Origin of the sequence: Arthrobacter sp. 147(2020), from assembly GCF_013116715.1 — a bacterium.
Lineage (GTDB): Bacteria > Actinomycetota > Actinomycetes > Actinomycetales > Micrococcaceae > Arthrobacter_D.
The window spans coordinates 20,851-43,473 of sequence record NZ_JABFOM010000025.1 but is presented as its reverse complement, the minus strand read 5'-3'; the positions used below and the strand labels follow the sequence as shown (position 1 = coordinate 43,473).

Below are 22,623 nucleotides of genomic sequence, written 5' to 3'. Positions count from 1 at the left end.
CGGCGTCCCGGACCTTACCAGCAACACAGTTCAAGGAGATAGAACGAATGACTACTCGTGTAGGAATCAACGGCTTCGGTCGAATCGGGCGCAATTTCTTCCGCGCCGCACTGGAGCAGGGTGCTGACCTGGAAATCGTCGCCGTCAACGACCTGACCAGCCCCGAGGCCCTGGCCCACCTGCTGAAGTATGACTCCGTCACGGGTCGCCTGGCAGCCACCGTCGAGGTCAACGACGGCAACATCGTGGTGGACGGCAAGTCCATCAAGGTCCTCGCGGAGCGCGACCCCGCCAACCTGCCGTGGAAAGACCTCGGAGTGGACATCGTCATCGAATCCACCGGGTTCTTTACCAAGGCCTCCGACGCGCAGAAGCACATCGACGCCGGCGCCAAGAAGGTCATCATCTCGGCTCCAGCCACCGATGAGGACTTCACCGTTGTACTGGGCGTCAACGACGACCAGTACGATCCCGAGACCCACAACATCATCTCCAACGCCTCCTGCACCACCAACTGCCTTGGGCCGCTGGCCAAGGTACTCAACGACAGCTTCGGCGTCGAGCGTGGCCTGATGACCACCATCCACGCCTACACCGCAGACCAGAACCTGCAGGACGGCCCCCACAAGGACTTGCGCCGCGCCCGCGCCGCAGCCCTGAACATGGTGCCCACCTCCACTGGTGCTGCCAAGGCCATCGGCCTGGTGCTGCCGGAACTGAAGGGCAAGCTGGATGGCTACGCCATCCGGGTTCCGGTCCCCACCGGCTCGGCCACCGACCTGACCGTCACGGTGTCCCGCGAGGTCACCGTCGAGGAAGTCAACGCCGCCTTCAAGGCAGCCGCGTCAGAGGGCAAGATGAAGGGCTACCTCACCTACACTGACGCGCCGATCGTGTCCTCGGACATCGTGGGCGATCCGTCGTCCTCCATCTTCGACTCGGGTCTGACCAAGGTCATCGGCAACCAGGTGAAGGTTGTGGGCTGGTACGACAACGAGTGGGGCTACTCCAGCCGTCTCGTCGACCTGACCAGCATCGTCGCCTCCAAGCTCTCCTAGCACCGAAGGACCGAAGTGGCCTCCTCCCTTGATGACCTCCTGCAGCTCGGCGTCCGTGGACGCACCGTCCTGGTCCGGTCGGACCTGAACGTCCCGCTCGACACCTCGGGGTCCGCCCCTCGGGTGACCGATGATGGCCGGCTCAGGGCCTCCCTGCCGGTGCTGCAGAAGCTCACCCAGGAGGGGGCCGCGGTGATCGTGATGGCCCATCTGGGGCGCCCGAAGGGCGCACCCGATGAACGCTATTCGCTGAAGCCAGCGGTCGACCGGCTGGCTGACCTGGCGGATTTCCCCGTCACGCTCGCCACTGACACCACCGGGGAGAACGCCAGGGAGCAGGCCGCAGGGCTTGCCTCCGGCAGCGTCCTGGTCCTGGAGAACGTGCGGTTCGATGCACGGGAGACCAGCAAGGACGACGGCGAACGGCAGGCCTTCGCCGCCGAGCTGGCAGCACTGACCGGCGACGACGGCGCCTACGTGAACGACGCCTTCGGCGCGGTCCACCGGAAACACGCGAGCGTCTACGACATCGCTGCGATCCTCCCGTCCTACCAGGGTGACCTGGTCAGGACCGAGGTGGAAGTGCTGCAGCGCCTCACCGGCGAACCGGTTGCTCCCTTCGTGGTGGTACTCGGCGGTTCCAAGGTGTCCGACAAGCTTGCGGTGATCGAAAACCTGCTGGGCACCGCAGACCGCATCCTCGTGGGCGGCGGCATGGTGTTCACCTTCCTCGCCGCGCAGGGCCACAAGGTGGGAGCGAGCCTCCTGGAGGAAGACCAGCTCGACGTGGTCAGGAGCTACCTCGAACGGGCGCAGCAGGCCGGCACCGAGTTTGTGCTCCCCACCGACATCGTGGTGGCCGCGAAATTCGCTGCCGACGCCGAACACGAGACCGTCGCAGCGGATGCCATTGAAGGAAGCTCCTTCGGCTCCGACGGCATCGGCCTCGACATCGGGCCCGCATCGGGCGCAGCATTTGCCGAGTCCATCGCGACCGCAGGGACTGTGTTCTGGAACGGCCCCATGGGCGTATTCGAGTTCGACGCGTTCGCGGGCGGGACCAAAGCCGTGGCGCAGGCCCTCACCGAAGCGACCACGCGCGGGGCACTGACAGTGGTCGGCGGTGGCGACTCCGCCGCAGCGGTCCGCTCACTTGGTTTCACCGACGACCAGTTTGGCCATATTTCGACCGGCGGAGGTGCCAGCCTCGAGTACCTCGAAGGCAAGGAACTCCCCGGACTGACCGCCCTCGGGCAGTAGGAGCAGCACATGACTTCCTCGACCAACGGCAAGTACGACCGCCGTCCCCTGATCGCCGGCAACTGGAAGATGAACCTGGACCATGTCCAGGGGATCACGCTCCTCCAGAAGCTTGCCTGGACCCTCGACGATGCGGGGCACGACTACCAGCGCACCGAAGTGGCAGTCTTCCCACCGTTCACTGACCTCCGCGGGGTACAGACCCTCGTCCGCGGCGACGACCTGCAGGTCGTGTACGGCGGCCAGGATCTGTCCCCACACGACTCAGGGGCCTACACCGGCGACATTTCCGGCCAGTTCCTGGACAAGCTCGATTGCACCTATGTCCTCGTCGGCCACTCCGAGCGGCGTGCCATCCACCACGAGACCGACGAGCTGCTCGCCAGCAAGGTCAAGGCCGCCTTCCGGCACAACCTGACCCCTATCCTCTGCGCCGGCGAAGGCCTTGAGGTGCGGCAGGCGGGCAACCATGTGGAGCACACCCTCAGCCAGCTGCGGAACGGAATCGAAGGACTCAGCGCCGCCCAGGTCGCCGAACTCGTCGTCGCCTACGAGCCGGTCTGGGCCATCGGCACCGGCGAAGTTGCCGGACCCGAGGATGCCCAGGAGATGTGCGCCGCCCTGCGTGCTGAACTGACCACCCTGTACGACGCGGAAACTGCCGGGAAGGTGCGCCTGCTCTACGGCGGATCCGTCAAGGCCGCAAACGCGGGCTCCATCCTCAAGGGCCGCGACGTCGACGGCTTGCTGGTCGGTGGTGCCAGCCTGGACGCTGCCGAGTTTGCTAGTATTGTCAGGTTCGAACATCTTCTGGTCACTGACTAAGAACGCTTCCTGCTGTCGGCCGATCGCGCACGTCAGTTACCCCTGAAAGGCCACTGTGGACATTCTCCGAATCATCTTGTTGGTTCTCCTTGCCATCACGAGCATGCTGCTCGTTCTGCTGATCCTGCTGCACAAGGGCCGCGGCGGTGGCATGTCCGACATGTTCGGCGGCGGTATGACCACGAGCATGGGCTCATCAGGCGTCGCTGAGCGGAACCTCAACCGTTTCACCGTGGCGCTGGGCCTGACCTGGGGCATTGTCATCGTGGCCCTGGGACTGCTGCAGCGGTTCGCCGCCTGACCTCTCCACCCGGCCGCCGGAGTCTGTCTCCGGAGCCAAAAGTTTTTCAGCTTTCCCGCGTTGACCATCATTTCCTGGCCACTTCATTGGGCGTAGACTGACCCTGTTGTCGGAGCCTAGTCCAGGAGCAATCCATGGTTAACGCGGGAAACGCATTTAAGGGCACACGAATCGGAACTGACTCATACGGGGGAATGGCTGGCTGGCAAGCCGAATCCGGACGGAGTCCTGCTGTCGTGGACCGAACGGTGGTGAGCTATTGGTGCATCCAGAACCACGAGACCAAACCGACCTTTGCCAAACTGCATGAGGACGAGATTCCCGAAGTCTGGGAATGCGGGACGTGCGGTCGTGCCGCAGGCAGGTTGCCGGGGGTGGAGCCCCTGGTGGATGGCGTCGAACCGTTCAAAAGCCACCTGCAGTATGCGAAAGAGCGCCGCACCGAAGCCGAGGCCGCAGTCGTCCTGGAGCAGGCGCTCTGCAACCTGCGGGCGCGGCGGTCAGGTCTCCGGCTTACCTAGCCGGGCGCGTCCTCAGACAGCCTCGTCGTCGGGTTCTTCATCTCCGGAGTCGATCAGCCGGCCCGGGAGCTGGGCTGCCGCCTCCTGGTCGATGAGCCACAGCGTTTTGCGCTGTCCGCGCGCACCGGACGCGGGGACCTGCACCGTCCCGGCACCTGCCAGGGCTAGTCCCACAGCTCCTGCTTTGTCCTGACCGCCCGCGGCGATCCAGATCTCCTGCGCCGAGTTCAGTGCCTCAAGGGTCAGGGAGATACGCAACGGTGGAGGTTTCGGCGCGTCGGCCACTCCCACGACAGTCTGCTCCTTGGTCCTGATGCCGGGCATCTCCGGGAACAGGGACGCTATGTGGGCGTCGGGCCCCACCCCCAGGAGCAGGACATCGAACCGGGGGAGCCGGGGATCCTGGCTGTCTCCCGCACGGTCGCCGTCGTCCCCTTCGTTGGCCAGGGCCCGTTCGGCGTCGGCGGCGTCCTGCAGCCGCGCGGCATAGTCGGCGGCAGCGGCGTCCTGGTCTGCGAAATCATCGCTCGACCCGAATTCGTGGACCTGGGACTCGGCGAGGCCCAGCTTCCCGAGGAGGGCCTGACGCGCCTGGACCGCATTGCGGTCTGGGTCGCTGGCACTGAGGAAGCGCTCATCTCCCCACCAGAAGTCGACCCGGCTCCAGTCCACGGCCGAGCAGGCTGGCGAATCGGCGACGGCGGCTAGCGCCGCGGTGCCAAGGGCCCCGCCGGTGAGTACCACTGTCGCTGATCCGCGCTCGTTCTGCACGTCGACCAGCCGGGTGATCAGCCGGGCAGCGACGGTGGCTGCGAGCAACGACGAATCCGGATGGATACTTACTTTAGGTTCAGCGTTCACTAGGACGCACGCTCCTTAGGTTGGTCCGCGCGAGCCCCTCCATGATCACCTCGCCGAATACCTCATCCGGGTCGAGACGGCGGAGCTCTTCTGCGAGACAGTCTTGCAGGCTCCGCCGCGGCAAGGAAATTCGCTGCACGGGCTGACCCGGCTGGTAAAGCTCGGCGACCGCCTGGTGCGGCCGGTTCAGTTCGACGTCGCCAGCGGGCCGGGACAACCTCACCCGCCGCAGTCCGGTGCCCGCGGGACCGGCAGCGATGGTGACCGGCGCGTCCAGCGCCAGGGTGAGCCAGGCGGCGAGCAACACGGTGCTGGGTGAATCGACTGCTCCCTCTACCGTGACTGCGGTAATCGGTGAGTCGTCCAATTGGTCGAGGACAGCGGCGAGCTGGATCCGCCAGTTCGTCAGCCGGGTCCAGGCTAGGTCGGTGTCACCGGCCGCGTAGGTACCACGGATCGTCGACAGGGCCGCCACTGGGTCCGGCTCGTTGGCTGCGTCGGTGATCCGCCGGTGGGCAATACTGCCGATGGACGTCCGGGATGCGTTCTCCGGCGCCCCGTGCGGCCACCAGGCCACAATGGGGGCATCAGGGAGCAACAGCGCCGACACGAGTGACTCGTTTTCCTCGGCGAGCTGCCCGTAGCCCTTGAGCACGATCACATCGGAGGCACCGGCGTCACCGCCCACCCGGATCTGCGCGTCCAGCCGGGTCTCATCCTCAGCGGAGCCGAGGGCGAGCACGATGATCCGGCAGGGGTGCTCGCGGCTCGCGAGGTTCGCGGCGAGGATCGCTTCCTCCTCATGGCCGGACGAGGTGATCACCACCAGGGTGAGCACCCGCCCCAGTGCGACGACGCCGCCCTTGTCGCGCAGGGTCATGATTTCCTTGGACACCTTCGAGGTGGTGGTGTCGGGCAGTTCGACGATCATGGCCTGCGCCACGTCCTTCCATCACGGGCGAGGAGCTCGTCAGCGGAGGCCGGGCCCCAGCTTCCCGGCACGTACTTCTCCGGCTGGTCGCCGAGGGACGCCCAGTATTCCTCGAAGGGATCAAGAATCTTCCAGGACAGTTCCACCTCTTCGTGCCGGGGGAACAGCGGCGGTTCGCCCAGCAGCACGTCGAGGATCAGCCGCTCATAGGCTTCGGGGCTCGATTCGGTGAACGAGTGACCGTAGCCGAAGTCCATGGTGACGTCCCGGACTTCCATCTGGGTGCCGGGCACCTTGGAACCGAACCTGATGGTCGCACCCTCGTCCGGCTGCACGCGGATGACGACGGCGTTCTGACCGAAGTCGTCCTCACCGTGGTCGCGGAACAGGAGGTTCGGCGCACGCTTGAAGACGACGGCGATCTCGGTCACCCGGCGGCCCAGCCGTTTGCCCGCCCGGAGGTAGAAGGGCACGCCGCTCCACCTGCGGGTATGGATGTCGAGGCGGAGGGCGGCGAAGCTTTCGGAGGTGGACTGTGGCGGGATTCCCTCTTCCTCCAGGAAGCCCCTGACGTGCTCGCCGCCCTGCCAGCCGGCGTCGTACTGGCCACGGGCGGAGGACTTGGAGAGGTCATCGGGCAGTTTCACCGCGGCGAGGACCTTCTCCTTCTCCGCCCGGAGGTCGTTGGCGTTGAAGGAGATGGGTTCTTCCATAGCGGTCAGCGCCAGGAGCTGCAGCAGGTGGTTCTGGATCACGTCGCGGGCCGCTCCGACCCCGTCGTAGTATCCGGCCCGACTGCCAATGCCGATGTCCTCGGCCATGGTGATCTGGACGTGGTCCACATAGTTGGCGTTCCACAGCGGCTCGAAGAGCTGGTTCGCGAACCGGAGGGCCAGGATGTTCTGGACGGTTTCCTTGCCCAGATAGTGGTCGATCCGGAATACGGCGTCCGGAGGAAAGACCTGTTCCACCACGGCGTTGAGCTCGCGGGCCGACTGCAGGTTGTGCCCGAAGGGCTTTTCGATGACCACCCGTCGCCACTGGCCCTCATTGGGCTGGGCGAGTCCGTGCTCCGAGAGCTTCTGGCAGACCAGTTCGAAGTCCTTCGGCGGGATGGACAGGTAGAACGCGTGGTTCCCCCGGGTCCCGCGGCTGGAGTCCAGCTCCTGGAGGGTGACTTCCAGCCGCCCGAAGGCGTCGTCGTCGTCGAAGTTTCCCTGCACGAACCGGATCCCGGCGGAGAGCTGTTCCCAGACGGTCTCATCGAACGGGGTCCGCGAGTACGCGGTGACAGACTCGCGCACCTCCTCGACGAACCTCTCGTCGTCCCAGTTCCGCCGGCCGAACCCGATCAGCGCGAAGCTCGGCGGCAGCAGCCCCCGGTTCGCCAGATCGTAGATTGCCGGCATCAGCTTCTTGCGCGCCAAGTCGCCGGTGACCCCGAAGAGCACCAGCGACGACGGCCCGGCGATCCGGCTGAGCCGGCGGTCGCGTGGGTCCCGCAGCGGGTTGGCGGGGCGCGCGTCGGTTGAGTCGGGCACTATACGGTGCCGTTCTCGTTGGAGGCCCGCTGGCCTGCGGCACCGCTGAGCAGGTGCGTAACCACCTGGACGAGCTGGTCCAGGCCGGCAGCCCGGTCTGCCAGGTGGAGGCGGAGCACCGGTCGTCCCTTGCCTGCAAGGACCTGGGCGTCGCCGGCCGCCTGGGCGGTGATCAGTTCACCGAAGGTGAAGGGACGCTCGGGGATGTCCAGGTCTTCGGCCGCTGCACCGGTGATGGTGAGGAACACGCCCTGCGCCGGACCGCCCTTGTGGAACTGGCCGGTGGAGTGCAGGAACCTGGGGCCCCAGCCAAACGTGACGGGACGCCCCGTCAGGGACGCGAGGGGTGACCTGATGTCCTCCAACCGCGACTGCACCGACCGGTCCAGGTAGGCCTGGACTGCCAGGTACCCGTTGGGCTCAAGGGTAGCGAAAAGCTGCTGCAGGGCGTCGCCCAGCGTACTGGCGTCGCCGAGCAGTCCACCGTCGGCGCGGATTTCGACGGCACCGTCGACGAAGTTCGCGGGGGTGGACTCGGGTTGTGCGTCGAGCAGACCTCTGGCGGCCGTCTTGGCGGCCTCCACATCGGGCTGGTCGAACGGGTTGATGCCCAGGAGGCGACCGGCGACCGCGGTGGCGAACTCCCAGACGAGCAGTTGGCTGCCGAGGCTGCCGCTGACGGTGACCTGGTTCCCCACCGGCTCAATATCGGCGTCCGGTGCGGTCAGTCGGACGGCGAGGACGTCGCCGTCGCCGGCGAGGATTTCCGGAGCGCCTTCCTCGGCGACCACCGGGAGTACACCGGTGCCCAGCTTGCCGGTCGATTCGGCGATCAACTGCTCAGCCCAGTCGGCGAGCCCGGGGATCCCCGAGGCCTCATCGGCAAAGACAATCTTGTCCCGCAGGGGGCTCGTGCCGCCCAGCACCGCTCCCAGGCGCAACCCGATGTTCGTCGGATCGTCTTCACCGAGGAACTCGGCGGTCTCCTCCGCGTCGTCCAGCAGGGCGTCGAGGTCGACTCCCGCAAGACCGGAGGGGACCAGGCCGAACGCGGTCAGCGCCGAGTACCTGCCGCCGACGTTGGGGTCAGCGTTGAACACGGCGCGGTAACCGGCCTCACGGGCTGAAGCGTCCAGCGGAGACCCCGGGTCAGTGACAATGACCACCCGGCTCAGCGGGTCGATACCCGCCGCGGTGAACGCAGCCTCGAAGATCCGGCGCTGGGAGTCGGTTTCGACGGTCGACCCCGACTTCGAGGAGACCACCACTGCCGTCTCCGCCACCCGGTCCTCGACCGTCCGACGGACCTGGTCCGGGTCGGTGGAGTCGAGCACCGTCAGCTCCACTCCGGCGGTCCGGGTGATCACCTCGGGCGCCAGGGAGGAACCTCCCATGCCGCACAGGACGATCCGGCTCACGCCGTCCGCCCGCAGGGAATCCCGCAGTTCCATGATGCCCGGGACGAGGCCGCGGGACGCGTCGACGAGGTCAACCCAGCCCAGCCGGACCGCTGCCTCCACCTCGGCGTCGTGACCCCACAGGGTGGGGTCCTTGGCCATCAGCCGCGATGCCACCCGGTCCTCGACGAGGGTGCCGGTGACGCGGTCGATGGCTTCCAGGGCGGCGCCAGCCGCCGCGAGCGTCATGGAACTCATCTGGTTTAGCCCTTCGCCCTGTCCAATGCGGTCTGGACGGTTTCGAGGAGCTCGTTCCAGCTCACTACGAACTTGTCCAGGCCTTCGATTTCCAGCTGTTCAACCACTTCGACGTAAGAAACGCCGATGTTCTCGAGATTGTTGAGGACCGTGTTCGCGTCCTCGTAGGACCCGGTGATGGTGTCCCCGGTGATGACGCCGTGGTCAGCCGTGGCCTCCAGGGTCTTTTCGGGCATCGTGTTGACGACGCCGGGTGCCACCAGCTCGGTGACGTACAGGGTGTCCGGCAGTGCCGGATCCTTCACACCGGTCGAGGCCCACAGGGGGCGCTGCCGACGGGCACCTGCTGCCGCAAGCACTTCCCACCGCTCGGTGCCGAACAGCTCCTCGTACACCTGGTAGGCCAGGCGTGCGTTGGCGAGCCCTGCCTTGCCCTTGAGTGCTGCCGCCTCGTCAGTGCCGATGGCGTCCAGGCGCTTGTCCACTTCACTGTCCACGCGGGACACGAAGAAGGAGGCGACCGAGTGGATGGTGGACAGGTCGAACCCGTTCTCCTTGGCCTGCTCGATGCCCAGCATGAAGGCGTTGATGACGGCACGGTAGCGTTCCAGCGAGAAGATGAGCGTCACGTTGACGCTGATCCCCTCGGCGATCGTCGCCGCGATGGCTTCGAGCCCCTCCACCGTGGCGGGGATCTTGATGAGGACGTTGGAGCGCTGCACCTTGGCGTGGAGCCGTTTCGCCTCGGCGATCGTGCCCTCGGTGTCCTTGGACAGGCGTGGGTCCACCTCGATGGACACCCGGCCGTCAACGCCGTCGGTGCTCTTCGCCTCGGCCGCGAAAATGTCGCAGGCCTGGGCGACGTCGTGGGTGGTGATGTCGAAGACGGCGTCGTTGACGGGGATGTTGGCGGCTGCGAGGGCCTCAATCTGGGCGGCGTACGAGTCGCCCTGCTGCAGTGCGGCAGCGAAGATGCTCGGGTTGGTGGTCACACCAACCACGTTGCGCTCCTCGATCAGGTGCTTGAAGGCGCCCGAGTTGATGCGCTCCCGGGAGAGGTCGTCGAGCCAGATGGAAACGCCTGCGGCGGAAAGGTCCGCCGTGGGGGTGGAAGTCATTGTGGATCTCCTTGAATTGTCGACTGTTACTGCTGGTCGCCGGTTTCGGATGACATGGGGCCGGACCAGGCCGGCGTGCCGTTCGGCGCCCGGTGGTTCCCTGCGGCGGCGATGGAGTCGCGGGCGGCCTGGGTCACGGCGTCGGCGGTGATGCCGAACTCGTTGAACAGGCGCTTGTAGTCGGCTGACGCACCGAAGTGCTCCAGTGAGACCGACCGGCCGGCGTCGCCGATGAGTTCACGCCAGCCCAGGGCCACGCCGGCCTCGACCGACACCCGTGCCAGGACGTTGCCGGGCAGTACCGACTCGCGGTACGCCTCGTCCTGCCGGTTGAACCACTCGAGGCTCGGCATCGACACCACGCGGGCGGCGATGCCTTCGGCCTGAAGCGTTGCGCGCGCCTCAACAGCCAGCTGGACCTCCGACCCGGTGCCGATCAGGATGACCTCGGGGGTGCCCCCCGCTGCTTCGGCCAGGATGTACGCGCCCCGGGCAGCGCCCTCGGCGGAACCGAAGGTGTCGCCGTCGGCTGCGCCCTCGCCCCGCTCGTACGTCGGGATGTTCTGCCGGGTCAGCACAATGCCGGCCGGGTTTTCGGTATTCTCCAGGATGGTGCGCCACGCGACGGCAACCTCGTTGGCGTCGCCCGGGCGGACGACGTCGAGACCCGGGATCGCCCGGAGTGCCGCGAGCTGTTCCACGGGCTGGTGGGTGGGGCCGTCCTCGCCCAGGCCGATCGAGTCGTGGGTCCACACGTAGATGGATGGAACGCCCATTAGCGCGCCCAACCGGACGGCGGGCCGCTGGTAGTCGCTGAAGATGAGGAAGGTGCCGGAGAAGGCGCGGGTGCTGCTGTGCATGACAATACCGTTGACGATCGCCGCTGCCGCGTGCTCCCGGATGCCGAAGTGCAGCACCCGGCCGTACGGGTTGCCCTGCCAGGCGTCGGTCTGCTTGCCGACGGGGACGAACGACGGCGATCCCTCGATAGTGGTGTTGTTCGATTCCGCGAGGTCAGCTGAGCCGCCCCACAGTTCGGGAAGGACCGGGCCAATTGCCGAGAGCACCTTGCCCGACGCCGCACGTGTTGACATGTCCTTGCCGGCCTCGAAGGTGGGGAGGGCATCGTCCCAGTTATCGGGAAGCTTGCGGGAAGCGATCCGGTCCAGGAGCTTCGCGTTGTCCGGGTTGGCCTGCTGCCAGGCGGTGAACGACTGCTCCCACTCGGTCCGCAGCGCCTTGCCGCGGTCTCCGACCTGCCGTGCATGATCCAGCACCTCCGCGGCCACGTCGAAGTGCTTGGCCGGGTCGAGGCCGAGCGTCTCCTTCAGGGCTGCCACCTCATCGGCGCCGAGAGCGGAGCCGTGGATCTTGCCGGTGTTCTGCTTGGTGGGGGCGGGCCAGCCGATGATGGTGCGCAGGGACACGATCGACGGCTTCGACGTCTCGGCCCGTGCAGCCGTCAGGGCCCTGTGGAGCTCTTCGATGTCTTCGACGTACTCGCCGGTCTTGGTCCAGTCGACGCGCTGGACGTGCCAGCCGTACGCCTCGTACCGGCCCAGCACGTTCTCGGTGAACGCGATGTCGGTGTCGTCCTCAATCGAGATGTGGTTCTCGTCATAGAGCACCACCAGGTTGCCGAGTTCCTGGTGCCCGGCGAGGGAGGAGGCTTCGGCAGTGACACCCTCCTGCAGGTCGCCGTCGGAAGCGATGACCCAGATGGTGTGGTCGAACGGGCTCTCGCCCACTGCAGCGTCGGGGTCCATCATGCCGCGCATGCGTCGCTGGGCGTAGGCGAAGCCCACCGCTGAGGCCAGGCCCTGGCCGAGTGGCCCGGTGGTGATCTCAACGCCGGGCGTGTGCCGGTACTCCGGGTGGCCCGGGGTCTTGGAGCCCCAGGTGCGCAGGGACTGCAGGTCCTCAAGCTCCAGGCCGTAGCCGGAGAGGAAGAGCTGGATGTACAGGGTGAGCGAGGTGTGGCCGGGGGAGAGGACGAAACGGTCCCTGCCGGTCCATTCGGGCTGCGAAGGGTCGTGCCTGATCAGCTTCTGGAAGAGCAGGTAGGCGGCGGGCGCCAGGCTCATCGCCGTGCCGGGGTGGCCGTTTCCCACCTTCTCCACCGCGTCGGCTGCCAGTACCCGCACGGCATCCACCGCACGGTTGTCCAGGTCAGTCCAGGTCAGTTCTTGCGTATCAAGCTGCGGCACGAAACCTCAGCCCCTCTCTGTGCTCCACGGCCAGCGCCACGGCGCCTCAAGTGGGACTGGCGATTGCCGTCCTCTAGCACCGGACCAGCTGGCCGTTCACCGTTGAAAATCTGCATTGTCTGAAAATTTGCATGTCGCTGCCCACGCTCCGCTCAACCGGCAAAATACACCAGCTGAAACGGCCCGGGCGTTACCGTCAACCCTATCGCTTTGGGCTGCCAATCAAATTCATTGTCCACATAGTGACGCAGGGAGTCACGCGCCGTCGACCTGGGCCGATACTTCTACACGCTGTAAAATCTGGGATCGGCGGGGCAGTATGATGAGAGAGGACTTTCCCCCCAGCAGAAACGGCAGTGTTACCTCGTGAAGACCGAGCAGGATCCGCGCCTTGCCAGTACAACGGGCAGCAGTACGGGTTTCAAACGCAAGGCGAAGGCCTATCTCGCTCTGACCAAACCGCGGGTCATTGAGCTGCTGCTGGTCACCACGCTCCCGACCATGATCTTCGCCCAGGGCGGCCTGCCCGGTCTCTGGCTGATCATCTCCACCATGGTGGGCGGGGCCCTGGCGGCAGGCAGTGCCGGCTCGTTCAACTGCTATATCGACCGCGACATCGACAAGGTGATGCACCGCACCGAGAAGCGCCCGTTGGTCACCGGGGAGGTGTCCCCTCGGGAGGCGCTGATCTTCTCCTGGGTCCTCGGCATAGCCGCCATCACCGTGCTGTGGTTCGGCGCGAACCCGCTGGCGGCCGCGCTGGGCGTCGCGGCGATCTTCTTCTACGTGGTTGTGTACTCGCTGATCCTCAAGCGCCGCACCTCGCAGAACATCGTGTGGGGCGGCGCCGCGGGCTGCATGCCGGTGCTGATCGCCTGGGCCGCGGTGACCAACACCGTTGAGTGGCCCGCCGTCGTCCTCTTCCTGATCATCTTCCTGTGGACGCCGCCGCACTACTGGCCGCTGTCCATGAAATACAGCGACGACTACAACGCGGCAAAGGTGCCCATGCTGGGAGCCATCGCCGGGGCCCGCGTGGTCTCCGTCCAGGTGGTCCTGTACGCCTACGCCACCGTTGCCTGCTCCCTGCTGCTGATCCCCGTGGGCGGTGCCGGCTGGGTGTTCACCGTGGCCGCCATCGCCTCCGGTATCTGGTTCCTGTCGGAAACGCACAAGCTCCACGCCTCGGCCGTCCGCGGGACCGTCACCGACAAGGGCTCGATGAAGGTCTTCCACGGCTCCATCAGCTACCTCACCGTGGTGTTCCTGGCACTGGCCATCGACCCCTTCATCGGCGGCCCGGTCTTTTAACGCTGCCGCCCGTCATCTTCTAACGCTGCCGCCTGTCAAGGGCAATACAGCTAGCATGAGCACATGGTGTTCAACGGTCTTATCGCGTATCCGGTCACTCCCTTCCACGAGAACGGTGACATCAACTTCCCCGAGCTGTCCTCGCTGGTGACCTCCCTGGCGTCCTCGGGAGTTGATGCGATAGCGGTGCTGGGGTCATCAGGCAGTTTCGCCTACCTGAACGCCGGGGAACGGTCCCGGGTTGCGGCGACCGCCGTCGACGCCGTCAGCGCATCCGACGCTGACGTCCCGGTGGTCGTGGGGATCAGTTCGGTGGGCACCCGGGAGGTGCTGGACGCCGCCCGCGACGCGGAGCGCGTCGGCGCCTCGGGGGTGGTGCTGTCACCGGTCTCCTACGTGCCGTTGAACAATGACGAGGTAGCAGCGCAGACCGCAGCCGTCTGCGATGTGACCGACCTGCCGATCTGCCTGTACAACAACCCGGGTACCACCCAGTTCCACTACGACCTGGAGCTGGTGGCCGAACTCCTTGACCTGCCCAACGTCGTCGCCTTCAAGGACACCGCCGCCGACGTCGTCACCTTCAGCCAGCGCTACGACCGGTTGCGGTCCCTGACCGGCCAGCCGGTGAGTCACGGGCTCAGCGGGGACCTGCTGATTGCGTCGGGCGACGTCGCGGCCGACGCCTGGCACACCGGACCGGCCGCACTGCTCCCCGTCGCCTACACCGAGTTCCGCGCGGCTGTCCTCAGCGGTGATACCGCCCGCATCGACGAGTCGCGGAAACTTCTGCTCCCCGTGGTCCAGGCGGTCCTGCGGTTGCGGAAACTGAGCGGGCTCCACTCGCTGGCGAAGGCGTGCGGCGTGAACGCCGGCGAACCCCGGCTACCCGTCCTGCCTGTCCCGGGCAGCGAGCAGCGCGACCTTGCCCGCCTGGTCGACGCGCTGGAGGTTACCGGGCGTCTCTGAGGTCCGCGGGCTGGGCTTCGACGCGAGGGGTGCCCAAGTCCAGAGTGGCGTGCTCCTGGCGGCTCACCGCGAGGTACAGGCTGTTCGCCATCGCGGCTGTCAGCACCGAGGCCCCCAGCATGTGCAGGGCCACCAGGGCTACTGGGAGGTGCAGGAAATGCTGCAGGTAGCCGACGGCGCCCTGCGCCAGCACCACGGCGGCGAGGAGTACCACCGATTTCCTCAGCCGCGGTGCTGTGGACTCGCGGTAGACCAGCACCAGCGCGACGGCGACCGTCAGCACCAGCAGGTAGACCGGCGCCGCGTGGATGCGGGTCATCAGGTCCGGGTCAAGGTTGTTCCGGGCGGCGCCGGCGTCGCCCGCGTGGGGTCCGGAACCGGTGACGATGACCCCGAGGAAGACGGTAACAGCGGTGAGCACCGCTGCGGCGCTCAGGATCTGGCGCAGCAGCCGCGACCCGAGCGGAGCGGCCGATCTTGCCGCCTGCGCGGTGCTGAGCCGGACCCGGTTGACCAGCACCGTTGCCAGCACGATCAGGACCATCGAGACGATGAAGTGCCAGCCCACCACCCAGGGGTTGAGCTGGGTCAGGACGGTGATACCGCCGAGGATGGCCTGGGCCGGGATGCCTGCGGCCAGGGCGATCGCCAGACGGAACAGGTCCTTGCGTTCCTTGCGGAGGTTCCAGAGTGAGACCACCATGGCAATGGCGATCGCCGTCAGGACGAAAGTGAGTAGCCGGTTCCCGAACTCGATCACTCCGTGGATCCCCATTTCCGGGGTATTCACTATCGAGGTGGCCGTGCACCGGGGCCATTCGGGGCACCCCAGGCCCGAGGCAGTGAGCCGGACGGCGCCCCCGGTGACCACAATCAGGATCTGGGAGATCAGCGACGCCAGGGCCAGCCGACGGACGAGCCGGGAGGTGGTGCGGGGGAGCTTTGCCGTGACGCGGCTCCAGCCGGTGGGTGCGGGGTGTGTCATGAAACTAACTCCATTTGAACCAGCGGATTGCGGCAAGGCTGGACAGGACTGCCCAGGCCGCGAGAATGAGCAGGGCGGGGAGGTTGAACGCCCCGTCGATGAGCGCCGAGCGTAGTCCGTCGCCAAGTGCCGCTGACGGCAGGATATCGACAAACGGTCGGATCGCGTCGGGCAGCAGGGTCCCCGGCAGGACGATGCCGCCGCCGACCGCCAGCAGGATCCACAGCAGGTTGGTCACCGCCAGGGTGGCCTCGGGGCGGAGCGTCCCAGCCACCAGGAGGCCCAGGGCCGTGAACGCGGCAGCGCCCAGGATCAGCTGCACCAGCCCGATGAGCAGGCCGGTGGGGTCGGGCCGCCACCCCAGGAGTGCCGCGGCCGTGCCGATCACCACCAGTTGCACCGCCAGCACCACGACGACGCCGAGCGCCTTGCCCAGGATCAACCCAGGTTTGCCCAGGGGAGTGGTCGAGAGGAACCGCAACACCCCGTACCGCCGGTCGAACCCGGTGGCGATGCCCTGTCCGGTGAACGCTGTTGACATGGCGCACAGCGCGATGATGCCCGGTGTTGCGGCGTCGATCCGGCTCGATGCCATCCCGTCGAGGAACGGGGTGAGGACCAGGACCACGAGCCCCAGCAGCGGCAGGGCAATGGCGAGGACCAGCTGCTCGCCATTGCGGAGCATCGCCAGTGCCTCATAGCGGCCCTGCAGGAGGATTCGTTTGGTCAGCGGAGCGGCGGTACTCATCGGATGTCCCGTCCGGAAATGTCGAGGAAGACGTCTTCCAGGGAGCGTGGCTCCATGGTGATGGCAACCGGCAGGATTCCGGCCTCTTCCCACCACCGCGCCAGCGACGTCAGATCGGCAGGGGTGAAGCAGCCGGCCACCGAGTATCGTCCCGGCTCGGTTTCCCGCAGGGTGAGGGCAGGAAAGGCTGCTGCCGGGAGGTCCAGGTTGGGGGCGGCCTGGAACCGCAGGTCACGGTAGGTATCGCCGGCGTCGTCGGCGGTCAGGTCGGCGACGGTGCCGTGGGTGACCGTCCGGCCGCCGTCGAGAATGTAGACGTAGTCGGCAAGCTTCTGGGCGTCGTCGAGCAGGTGGGTGGTGAGGATGATCGCCAGCCCCTCGGCGCGGAGTTCGCGGATCAGGTCGAAGACGATGGTGCGTGACTGTGGGTCCAGGCCGGCGCTTGGCTCATCAAGGAAAAGGACTTCGGGGTTGCCGATCAGCGCGCAGGCCAGAGCGAGGCGCTGCTTCTGGCCGCCGGACAGCCGCCGGATGCCGGTACCGGCGTAGGAGTTGATGCCCAGCCGGTCGGCCAGTTCGGCGACGGGCCGCGGGGAGCCGTACATGGCCGCGACGTGGTTCAGCAGGGCCAACGGCCGCGCCGACGGCGGCAGCCCGCCTTCCTGCAGCATGACTCCCACCCTGCTGCGCAGTGCCGCCCCGGCGTTGAACGGGTCTTCTCCCAGCAATCTGACGGACCCACCGTTGGGGCGCTGCAGACCCTGAGCGCATTCAAGGGTGGTGGTCTTGCCGGCACCGTTAGCGCCCAGCATGGCCGTCACCTGTCCGGGGTAGGCTCGAAGGTGGACGCCGTCGAGCACCCTGACCATCTTGCCGTCGAGCGAGGAAACGGGTCCAAAGTCCTTGACGAGCGCTGTGACTTCAAGCGCGGGAGACGGGTTTGGCACTCAATTATTCTACGCCATGTAGTACAGGTGCCCTCGCTGGCGGTGGTGCGCTGGATAGCCTCACCTTACTGGCAGCAAGGAACAGATTAGGACATGATTGTGTTGTCTATTCAATGGACGTGAAAACTCTGTGACCGGCACCGGAGCGCAGATATCGGAGGAGGCGGAATGAGCCAGGCACGCCTGGGCAGCACCTTCCCAGCTACCCCACGCCCGGCCGACGACGTCGCGCGCACCCCGTCCCTTCCCACCGCGCCGCGGGCCTCCCGGGCACCGGCTCGGTCCGACGCCGAGGACCGGACCCGCAGCAAGGTCCTGGCAGCGGTCCTGGAACACGGCCCCGTCAGCGCCGCCGAACTCGGCGAACGCCTCGGCTTCACCCCCGCAGCAGTCCGGCGCCATCTGGACGCGCTGTCCCGCAAGCAGCTCATCGAGGTGAAACTCGTCGGGAACCCGTCTTCCGGTGCTGGCCGACCCGCCCGGCGCTACGTCCTGAGCCAGCGCGGACAGACCGAACTCGGCACCGATTACCTCTCCATCGCCAAGGCGGCACTCGCCCAGTTGCAGGAGATGGCGGGCCCTGACGCCGTCGAGCAGTTCGCCCGCACCCGGTTCGCCGAAATGGAAACCCGCTACCGTCCCCTGGTGGAAGCCGCCGGCCCGGACCTCGAAGACCGCGCCCGCGCCCTGGCCGGCGCCTTGACCACCGACGGCTTTGTGGGGTCCACCACAGTTGTTGGCCGGAATGCCCCCAACACTGCCATGCTGGCAGTCCAGCTCTGCCAGGGGCACTGTCCCGTCCAGGAGCTGGCCGCCGAGTTCCCCTCGTTCTGCGACCAGGAGACCGAAGTGTTCTCCCGGCTGCTCGGCGTCGACGTGCGGCGGCTGTCGACGCTCGCCCGCGGCGGCCACGTCTGCACCACCCATATTCCCGTGGGCCGGGTTACACCGGCCCCCGCCGGAGCTGACACCTCCGAGCTAGAACCGACCGTATCCACCCATCAGCAAGAAAGGCCGTGATGACGGATCAAGTAGACCAGAAGACAATGGCTGAGGCAGCCGTTCCGGAAGCAGTAATCAGCGACATCCTGGAGCGCAACCCCGAGCTCGAAGGCATCGGTAACTATGCCTTCGGTTGGTCCGACAAGAACGACGTCGGCGCCAACGCCAAGCGTGGACTCAGCGAAGAGGTGGTCCGCGACATCTCGGCCAAGAAGGACGAGCCCGAGTGGATGCTCGACCTGCGCCTGAAGGGCCTGAAGTACTTCGATCGGAAGCCCATGCCCGCATGGGGTGCCGACCTGTCGGGCATCGACTTCGACAACATCAAGTACTTCGTGCGTTCCACGGAGAAGCAGGCCGGCAGCTGGGAGGAACTCCCGGAGGACATCAAGAACACCTACGAGAAGCTCGGGATCCCCGAGGCCGAGCGTAACCGTCTGGTCTCCGGCGTGGCAGCCCAGTACGAGTCCGAGGTGGTCTACCACCAGATCAACGAGGAACTCGAACGCCAGGGTGTCATCTTCATGGACACCGACACCGCGCTGAAGGAACACCCCGAGTTCTTCGAGGAGTACTTCGGTTCCATCATCCCGGTGGGCGACAACAAGTTCGCCTCACTGAACACGGCGGTCTGGTCCGGCGGCTCGTTCGTCTACGTGCCTCCCGGCGTTCACGTCGAGATCCCGCTGCAGGCCTACTTCCGCATCAACACCGAGAACATGGGCCAGTTTGAGCGCACCCTCATCATCGCTGACGAGGGCTCCTACGTGCACTACATCGAGGGCTGCACCGCCCCGATCTACACGTCGGACTCCCTGCACTCGGCCGTCGTCGAGATCGTGGTGAAGAAGGACGCCCGCGTCCGTTACACCACCATCCAGAACTGGTCGAACAACGTGTACAACCTGGTCACCAAGCGGGCCATCGCCCACGAGGGCGCCACCATGGAGTGGGTCGACGGCAACATCGGCTCGAAGGTCACCATGAAGTACCCGGCCGTCTACCTGGTCGGCGAGCATGCCAAGGGTGAGACCCTGTCGATCGCGTTCGCCGGCGAGGGCCAGCACCAGGACACCGGGTCCAAGATGGTACACATCGCGCCAAACACCAAGTCATCGATCATTTCCAAGTCGGTGGCCCGGGGCGGTGGGCGAGCCGCCTACCGAGGCTTGGTCCAGGTTCGCGAGGGCGCCAAGCACTCGGCGAACACCGTGCGCTGTGACGCACTGCTGGTCGACACGATCTCGCGGTCCGACACGTACCCGTACGTGGATATCCGGGAGGACGACGTCACCATGGGCCACGAGGCAACCGTCTCGCGGGTCAGCGAAGAACAGCTGTTCTACCTGATGTCCCGCGGCATGCCCGAGGACGAAGCCATGGCAATGATCGTGCGCGGGTTCATCGAGCCGATCGCCCGTGAGCTCCCCATGGAGTACGCACTCGAACTGAACCGCCTGATCGAACTCCAGATGGAAGGGGCCGTGGGCTAACACATGGCTGAAGCTACCCAGCTGGACGCACCAGCGTCCGCAGAAAAAATTGCCATCGACGGTTTCACCGAGGAGGGGGAGAACCTTTCCCCCTTCAATGAGGGAACTGTCCAGCACGGCGCCAAGAAGCACAGCCACGGCGACGCTCCGGTCATCCCGGAAGCCTCCCGCGGGGAACGGCTGAAGTCCTACAAGCTCGCCGACTTCGCGCCGCTGAACGGCCGCGAAGAGGACTGGCGGTTCACACCGCTGAAGCGTCTGCGCGGCCTGCACAACCAGCCGCTGACCGGCACGGGTCCCACTGTCGAGGTGACCGGTGCGACGAACGTCCTGGTCGAGACGGTGGGCCGTGACGACTCACGGATCGGCTCCGCTTCAGTTCCCGATGACCGGGTCTCGGCTGCGGCCTGGGAAGCGTTCACCGAGGCGACAGTGGTGACCATTCCGGTGGAAACCGTCGCCGACGGTGACGTGCAGATCTCGATCAATGGTGTCGACGAGGCTCCTGCCGCGCAGCACCTGATCATCAACGCCGAACGTTTCTCGAAGGCGGTGGTGGTCCTGGACCACCATGGGAAGACCACTCTCGCGCAGAACGTCGAGATCGTCGTCGGCGACGGTGCCGAGCTCACTGTTGTCAGTGTGCAGGAGTGGGACGACGACGCCGTCCACACCTCCACCCAGCAGGCCAAGATCGGGCGGAACGCGAAGTTCAAGCACGTGGTCGTCAGCCTCGGCGGCGACCTGGTGCGCATGACGCCGTCGTCGCTGTTCACCGGCCCCGGCTCAGAGGTGGAGATGTACGGACTGTACTTCGCCGACGCCGGCCAGCACCTGGAGCAGCGGTTGCTCGTTGACCACGCCGTCCCCAACTGCAAGTCCCGTGTCACGTACAAGGGTGCACTGCAGGGCCAGGATGCCCACACCGTCTGGGTCGGCGACGTGCTGATCCGCAAGGCGGCCGAGGGAACCGACACGTACGAGACAAACCGTAACCTCCTGCTGACCGACGGTACCCGTTCGGACTCGGTCCCCAACCTGGAGATCGAAACCGGACTGATCGAGGGTGCCGGCCACGCCAGCGCCACCGGCCGGTTCGACGACGAGCACCTGTTCTACCTGATGGCACGCGGCATCGACGAGAAGACCGCCCGCCGTCTGGTGGTCCGCGGTTTCCTCAACGAGGTCATCCAGCAGATCAAGGTGCCAGCGCTCGAGGAACGGCTCACCGACGCCGTCGAGCGGGAACTTGCGGCAGGAAACATCTAATGACCGACGCACCGAAGGGCGAGCTGGTCTGCAATGTCAACGACATTGAAGTCCGGCAGGCCCTGCGCATCCTGATCGACGACTACCCGGTGGCAGTGGTGAAAGACTCCGAGGGCGCGATCCACGCCCTCGGTGACACCTGCTCCCACGCCGACATTTCCCTTTCCGAGGGCGACGTCGAGGGTTGTGTCATCGAGTGCTGGGGCCATGGGTCGCAGTTCGACCTGCGCAGCGGCGCCCCGCTGCAGCTGCCAGCCTACGAACCCGTCCCGGTGTTTGCCCTGGAAATCCACGGCGACGAGGTCTACGTGGACATCACCACCGTCACCAACGGTGCCGCTGTCCCCGACCTCGGTTAGCCACCCCCACACTTTCGATCGCCCCGGTGGTGATCGAACCCGAACCCACATTGCACTCCCTGCCACGCAGGGCGCGAAGGAGAACCACAGATGTCCACCCTTGAAATCAAGGACCTCCACGTCAGCATCGAGACGGAGCAGGGGGCCCGGAAGCAGATCCTCAAAGGCGTCAGCCTGACCATCAACACCGGTGAGTCACACGCCATCATGGGCCCCAACGGCTCCGGCAAGTCGACCCTCGCCTCCACGATCGCCGGCCACCCCCGGTACCTCGTGGACAGCGGATCCATCACCCTCGACGGTGAGGATGTCCTCGACATGAGCGTCGACGAGCGGGCCCGCGCCGGTCTGTTCCTGGCCATGCAGTACCCCGTCGAGGTGCCCGGCGTGACCATGACCAACTTCCTGCGCACCGCGAAGACCGCGCTGGACGGCAAGGCCCCGAGCCTGCGCCACTGGACCAAGGACGTCAAGGAAGCGATGTCGCAGCTGCGCATCGATGCCGACTTCGCCCAGCGCAACGTCAACGAGGGCTTCTCCGGCGGCGAGAAGAAGCGCGTCGAGATCCTCCAGCTTGAGCTCTTCAAGCCCCGCTTCGCCATCCTCGACGAGACCGACTCCGGCCTCGACGTCGACGCGCTCAAGGTGGTCTCCGAGGGCGTCAACCGCGAGCACTCCAAGGGCGGAATGGGTACCCTGTTGATTACCCACTACACACGGATCCTGCGCTACATCAAGCCTGACTTCGTGCACGTGTTCGTTGACGGCAGGATCGCCGAGCAGGGTGGCCCGGAGCTGGCTGACCGCCTCGAAGCGGAAGGCTACGACCGCTTTGGAACCCCTGCCGCGGCTTCCGTCGACGCACCGGCCGGCGCCTAAGTTCGTTGGTATTGAGCTCGGTAACGTTTCGAGAAGGTAGACAACAATGAGTGAAGTGAACGCGGGACAGACCGCGATAGACGACGTCGAGGAAGCCCTCAAGGACGTGATTGACCCCGAGCTGGGTGTCAACATCGTCGACCTGGGGCTCCTGTACGGCCTGAAATACGCCGACGACGGCGCCCTCCTGATCGACATGACGCTCACGACGGCGGCCTGCCCGCTGACGGACGTCATCGAGGAGCAGGTGGGACAGTCTCTCGACGGCATCGTCGATGACTGGCGCCTGAACTGGGTGTGGATGCCGCCATGGGGTCCCGAAAAGATCACCGAAGACGGCCGCGACCAGATGCGGGCCCTCGGGTTCAACATCTAGGCTCCGG

General features: G+C 66.2%; 22 protein-coding genes. 13 read left to right on the top strand and 9 right to left on the bottom strand.

Annotated features, from left to right (window positions below):
• Positions 1-47: 47 nt before the first annotated feature.
• The 5 genes from gap to HMI58_RS14300 all read left to right on the top strand — a co-directional run bounded on the left by gap (position 48) and on the right by HMI58_RS14300 (position 3,965).
• Positions 48-1,058 (top strand): type I glyceraldehyde-3-phosphate dehydrogenase, encoded by a 1,011-nt coding sequence (gap, locus tag HMI58_RS14320; RefSeq protein ID WP_171585116.1) that lies wholly within the window; start codon positions 48-50, stop codon positions 1,056-1,058.
• 15 nt (positions 1,059-1,073) lie between these two features.
• Complete coding sequence (locus HMI58_RS14315; protein ID WP_171585117.1) at positions 1,074-2,318, top strand: phosphoglycerate kinase; 1,245 nt, start codon at positions 1,074-1,076, stop codon at positions 2,316-2,318.
• Positions 2,319-2,327: 9 nt separating this feature from the next.
• Complete coding sequence (gene tpiA, locus HMI58_RS14310) at positions 2,328-3,143, top strand: triose-phosphate isomerase (RefSeq protein ID WP_171620682.1); 816 nt, start codon at positions 2,328-2,330, stop codon at positions 3,141-3,143.
• A 55-nt stretch (positions 3,144-3,198) separates the two neighbouring features.
• A complete protein-coding gene (gene secG / locus HMI58_RS14305; RefSeq protein ID WP_171585119.1) occupies positions 3,199-3,444 on the top strand; it encodes a preprotein translocase subunit SecG in 246 nt (81 codons plus the stop codon).
• A gap of 134 nt (positions 3,445-3,578) precedes the next feature.
• Positions 3,579-3,965, top strand: a complete 387-nt coding sequence (locus HMI58_RS14300) for an RNA polymerase-binding protein RbpA (RefSeq protein ID WP_171585120.1) — start codon at positions 3,579-3,581, stop codon at positions 3,963-3,965.
• Positions 3,966-3,977: 12 nt separating this feature from the next.
• On the opposite strand, the gene pgl is transcribed toward HMI58_RS14300, so the two are convergent.
• Genes pgl through tkt form a run of 6 tightly spaced genes read right to left on the bottom strand, consistent with a single transcriptional unit; the run spans position 3,978 to position 12,278 of the window.
• Positions 3,978-4,826, bottom strand: a complete 849-nt coding sequence (gene pgl / locus HMI58_RS14295) for a 6-phosphogluconolactonase (RefSeq protein WP_171620680.1) — start codon at positions 4,824-4,826, stop codon at positions 3,978-3,980.
• Positions 4,816-5,757 (bottom strand): glucose-6-phosphate dehydrogenase assembly protein OpcA, encoded by a 942-nt coding sequence (locus HMI58_RS14290; RefSeq protein WP_171620696.1) that lies wholly within the window; start codon positions 5,755-5,757, stop codon positions 4,816-4,818. Before HMI58_RS14290 ends, pgl begins: the two co-directional genes overlap by 11 nt.
• Positions 5,754-7,298 (bottom strand): glucose-6-phosphate dehydrogenase, encoded by a 1,545-nt coding sequence (zwf, locus tag HMI58_RS14285; protein WP_318779224.1) that lies wholly within the window; start codon positions 7,296-7,298, stop codon positions 5,754-5,756. Before zwf ends, HMI58_RS14290 begins: the two co-directional genes overlap by 4 nt.
• Positions 7,298-8,953, bottom strand: a complete 1,656-nt coding sequence (locus HMI58_RS14280; RefSeq protein ID WP_171620678.1) for a glucose-6-phosphate isomerase — start codon at positions 8,951-8,953, stop codon at positions 7,298-7,300. Before HMI58_RS14280 ends, zwf begins: the two co-directional genes overlap by 1 nt.
• A 5-nt stretch (positions 8,954-8,958) precedes the next feature.
• Complete coding sequence (gene tal, locus HMI58_RS14275) at positions 8,959-10,071, bottom strand: transaldolase (protein WP_171620676.1); 1,113 nt, start codon at positions 10,069-10,071, stop codon at positions 8,959-8,961.
• Between the two features lie 26 nt (positions 10,072-10,097).
• The gene (tkt, locus tag HMI58_RS14270; RefSeq protein WP_171585124.1) at positions 10,098-12,278 is read right to left on the bottom strand and encodes a transketolase; all 2,181 of its coding nucleotides are present in this window, start codon (positions 12,276-12,278) and stop codon (positions 10,098-10,100) included.
• 366 nt (positions 12,279-12,644) lie between these two features.
• Between tkt and HMI58_RS14265 the strand changes: the two genes are divergently transcribed.
• Both HMI58_RS14265 and HMI58_RS14260 read left to right on the top strand, forming a co-directional pair.
• A complete protein-coding gene (locus tag HMI58_RS14265; RefSeq protein WP_171585125.1) occupies positions 12,645-13,589 on the top strand; it encodes a heme o synthase in 945 nt (314 codons plus the stop codon).
• Between the two features lie 63 nt (positions 13,590-13,652).
• The gene (locus HMI58_RS14260) at positions 13,653-14,558 is read left to right on the top strand and encodes a dihydrodipicolinate synthase family protein (RefSeq protein ID WP_171620674.1); all 906 of its coding nucleotides are present in this window, start codon (positions 13,653-13,655) and stop codon (positions 14,556-14,558) included.
• Here the strand turns inward: HMI58_RS14260 and HMI58_RS14255 are convergent.
• The 3 genes from HMI58_RS14255 to HMI58_RS14245 are packed head-to-tail and all read right to left on the bottom strand — an operon-like array spanning position 14,542 to position 17,238.
• Positions 14,542-15,543: a COX15/CtaA family protein gene (locus HMI58_RS14255; RefSeq protein WP_171585127.1), complete on the bottom strand. Its 1,002-nt coding sequence runs from the start codon at positions 15,541-15,543 to the stop codon at positions 14,542-14,544. The two genes, HMI58_RS14260 and HMI58_RS14255, sit on opposite strands and share 17 nt — an antisense overlap.
• 4 nt (positions 15,544-15,547) lie before the next feature.
• A complete protein-coding gene (locus tag HMI58_RS14250) occupies positions 15,548-16,291 on the bottom strand; it encodes an ABC transporter permease (RefSeq protein ID WP_171585128.1) in 744 nt (247 codons plus the stop codon).
• Positions 16,288-17,238, bottom strand: a complete 951-nt coding sequence (locus HMI58_RS14245) for an ABC transporter ATP-binding protein (RefSeq protein WP_171620672.1) — start codon at positions 17,236-17,238, stop codon at positions 16,288-16,290. The genes HMI58_RS14250 and HMI58_RS14245 overlap by 4 nt, the downstream gene beginning before the upstream one ends.
• Positions 17,239-17,406: 168 nt before the next feature.
• Here HMI58_RS14245 and HMI58_RS14240 point away from each other — a divergent pair, with 168 nt between their 5' ends.
• From HMI58_RS14240 to HMI58_RS14215, 6 genes are all read left to right on the top strand, one after another.
• Positions 17,407-18,258 (top strand): helix-turn-helix domain-containing protein, encoded by an 852-nt coding sequence (locus HMI58_RS14240; protein ID WP_171620670.1) that lies wholly within the window; start codon positions 17,407-17,409, stop codon positions 18,256-18,258.
• Positions 18,258-19,733, top strand: coding sequence for a Fe-S cluster assembly protein SufB (gene sufB, locus HMI58_RS14235; RefSeq protein ID WP_171585131.1), 1,476 nt, complete (start codon positions 18,258-18,260; stop codon positions 19,731-19,733). Before HMI58_RS14240 ends, sufB begins: the two co-directional genes overlap by 1 nt.
• 3 nt (positions 19,734-19,736) lie before the next feature.
• Positions 19,737-21,002, top strand: coding sequence for a Fe-S cluster assembly protein SufD (sufD, locus tag HMI58_RS14230; RefSeq protein ID WP_171620668.1), 1,266 nt, complete (start codon positions 19,737-19,739; stop codon positions 21,000-21,002).
• Positions 21,002-21,361 (top strand): non-heme iron oxygenase ferredoxin subunit, encoded by a 360-nt coding sequence (locus HMI58_RS14225; protein ID WP_171585133.1) that lies wholly within the window; start codon positions 21,002-21,004, stop codon positions 21,359-21,361. Before sufD ends, HMI58_RS14225 begins: the two co-directional genes overlap by 1 nt.
• Before the next feature lie 90 nt (positions 21,362-21,451).
• Positions 21,452-22,240, top strand: coding sequence for a Fe-S cluster assembly ATPase SufC (gene sufC / locus HMI58_RS14220; protein ID WP_171585134.1), 789 nt, complete (start codon positions 21,452-21,454; stop codon positions 22,238-22,240).
• A gap of 46 nt (positions 22,241-22,286) precedes the next feature.
• Entirely contained in the window at positions 22,287-22,616 is a 330-nt protein-coding gene (locus HMI58_RS14215) for a metal-sulfur cluster assembly factor (protein ID WP_171585135.1), read from the top strand.
• Positions 22,617-22,623: the final 7 nt, after the last annotated feature.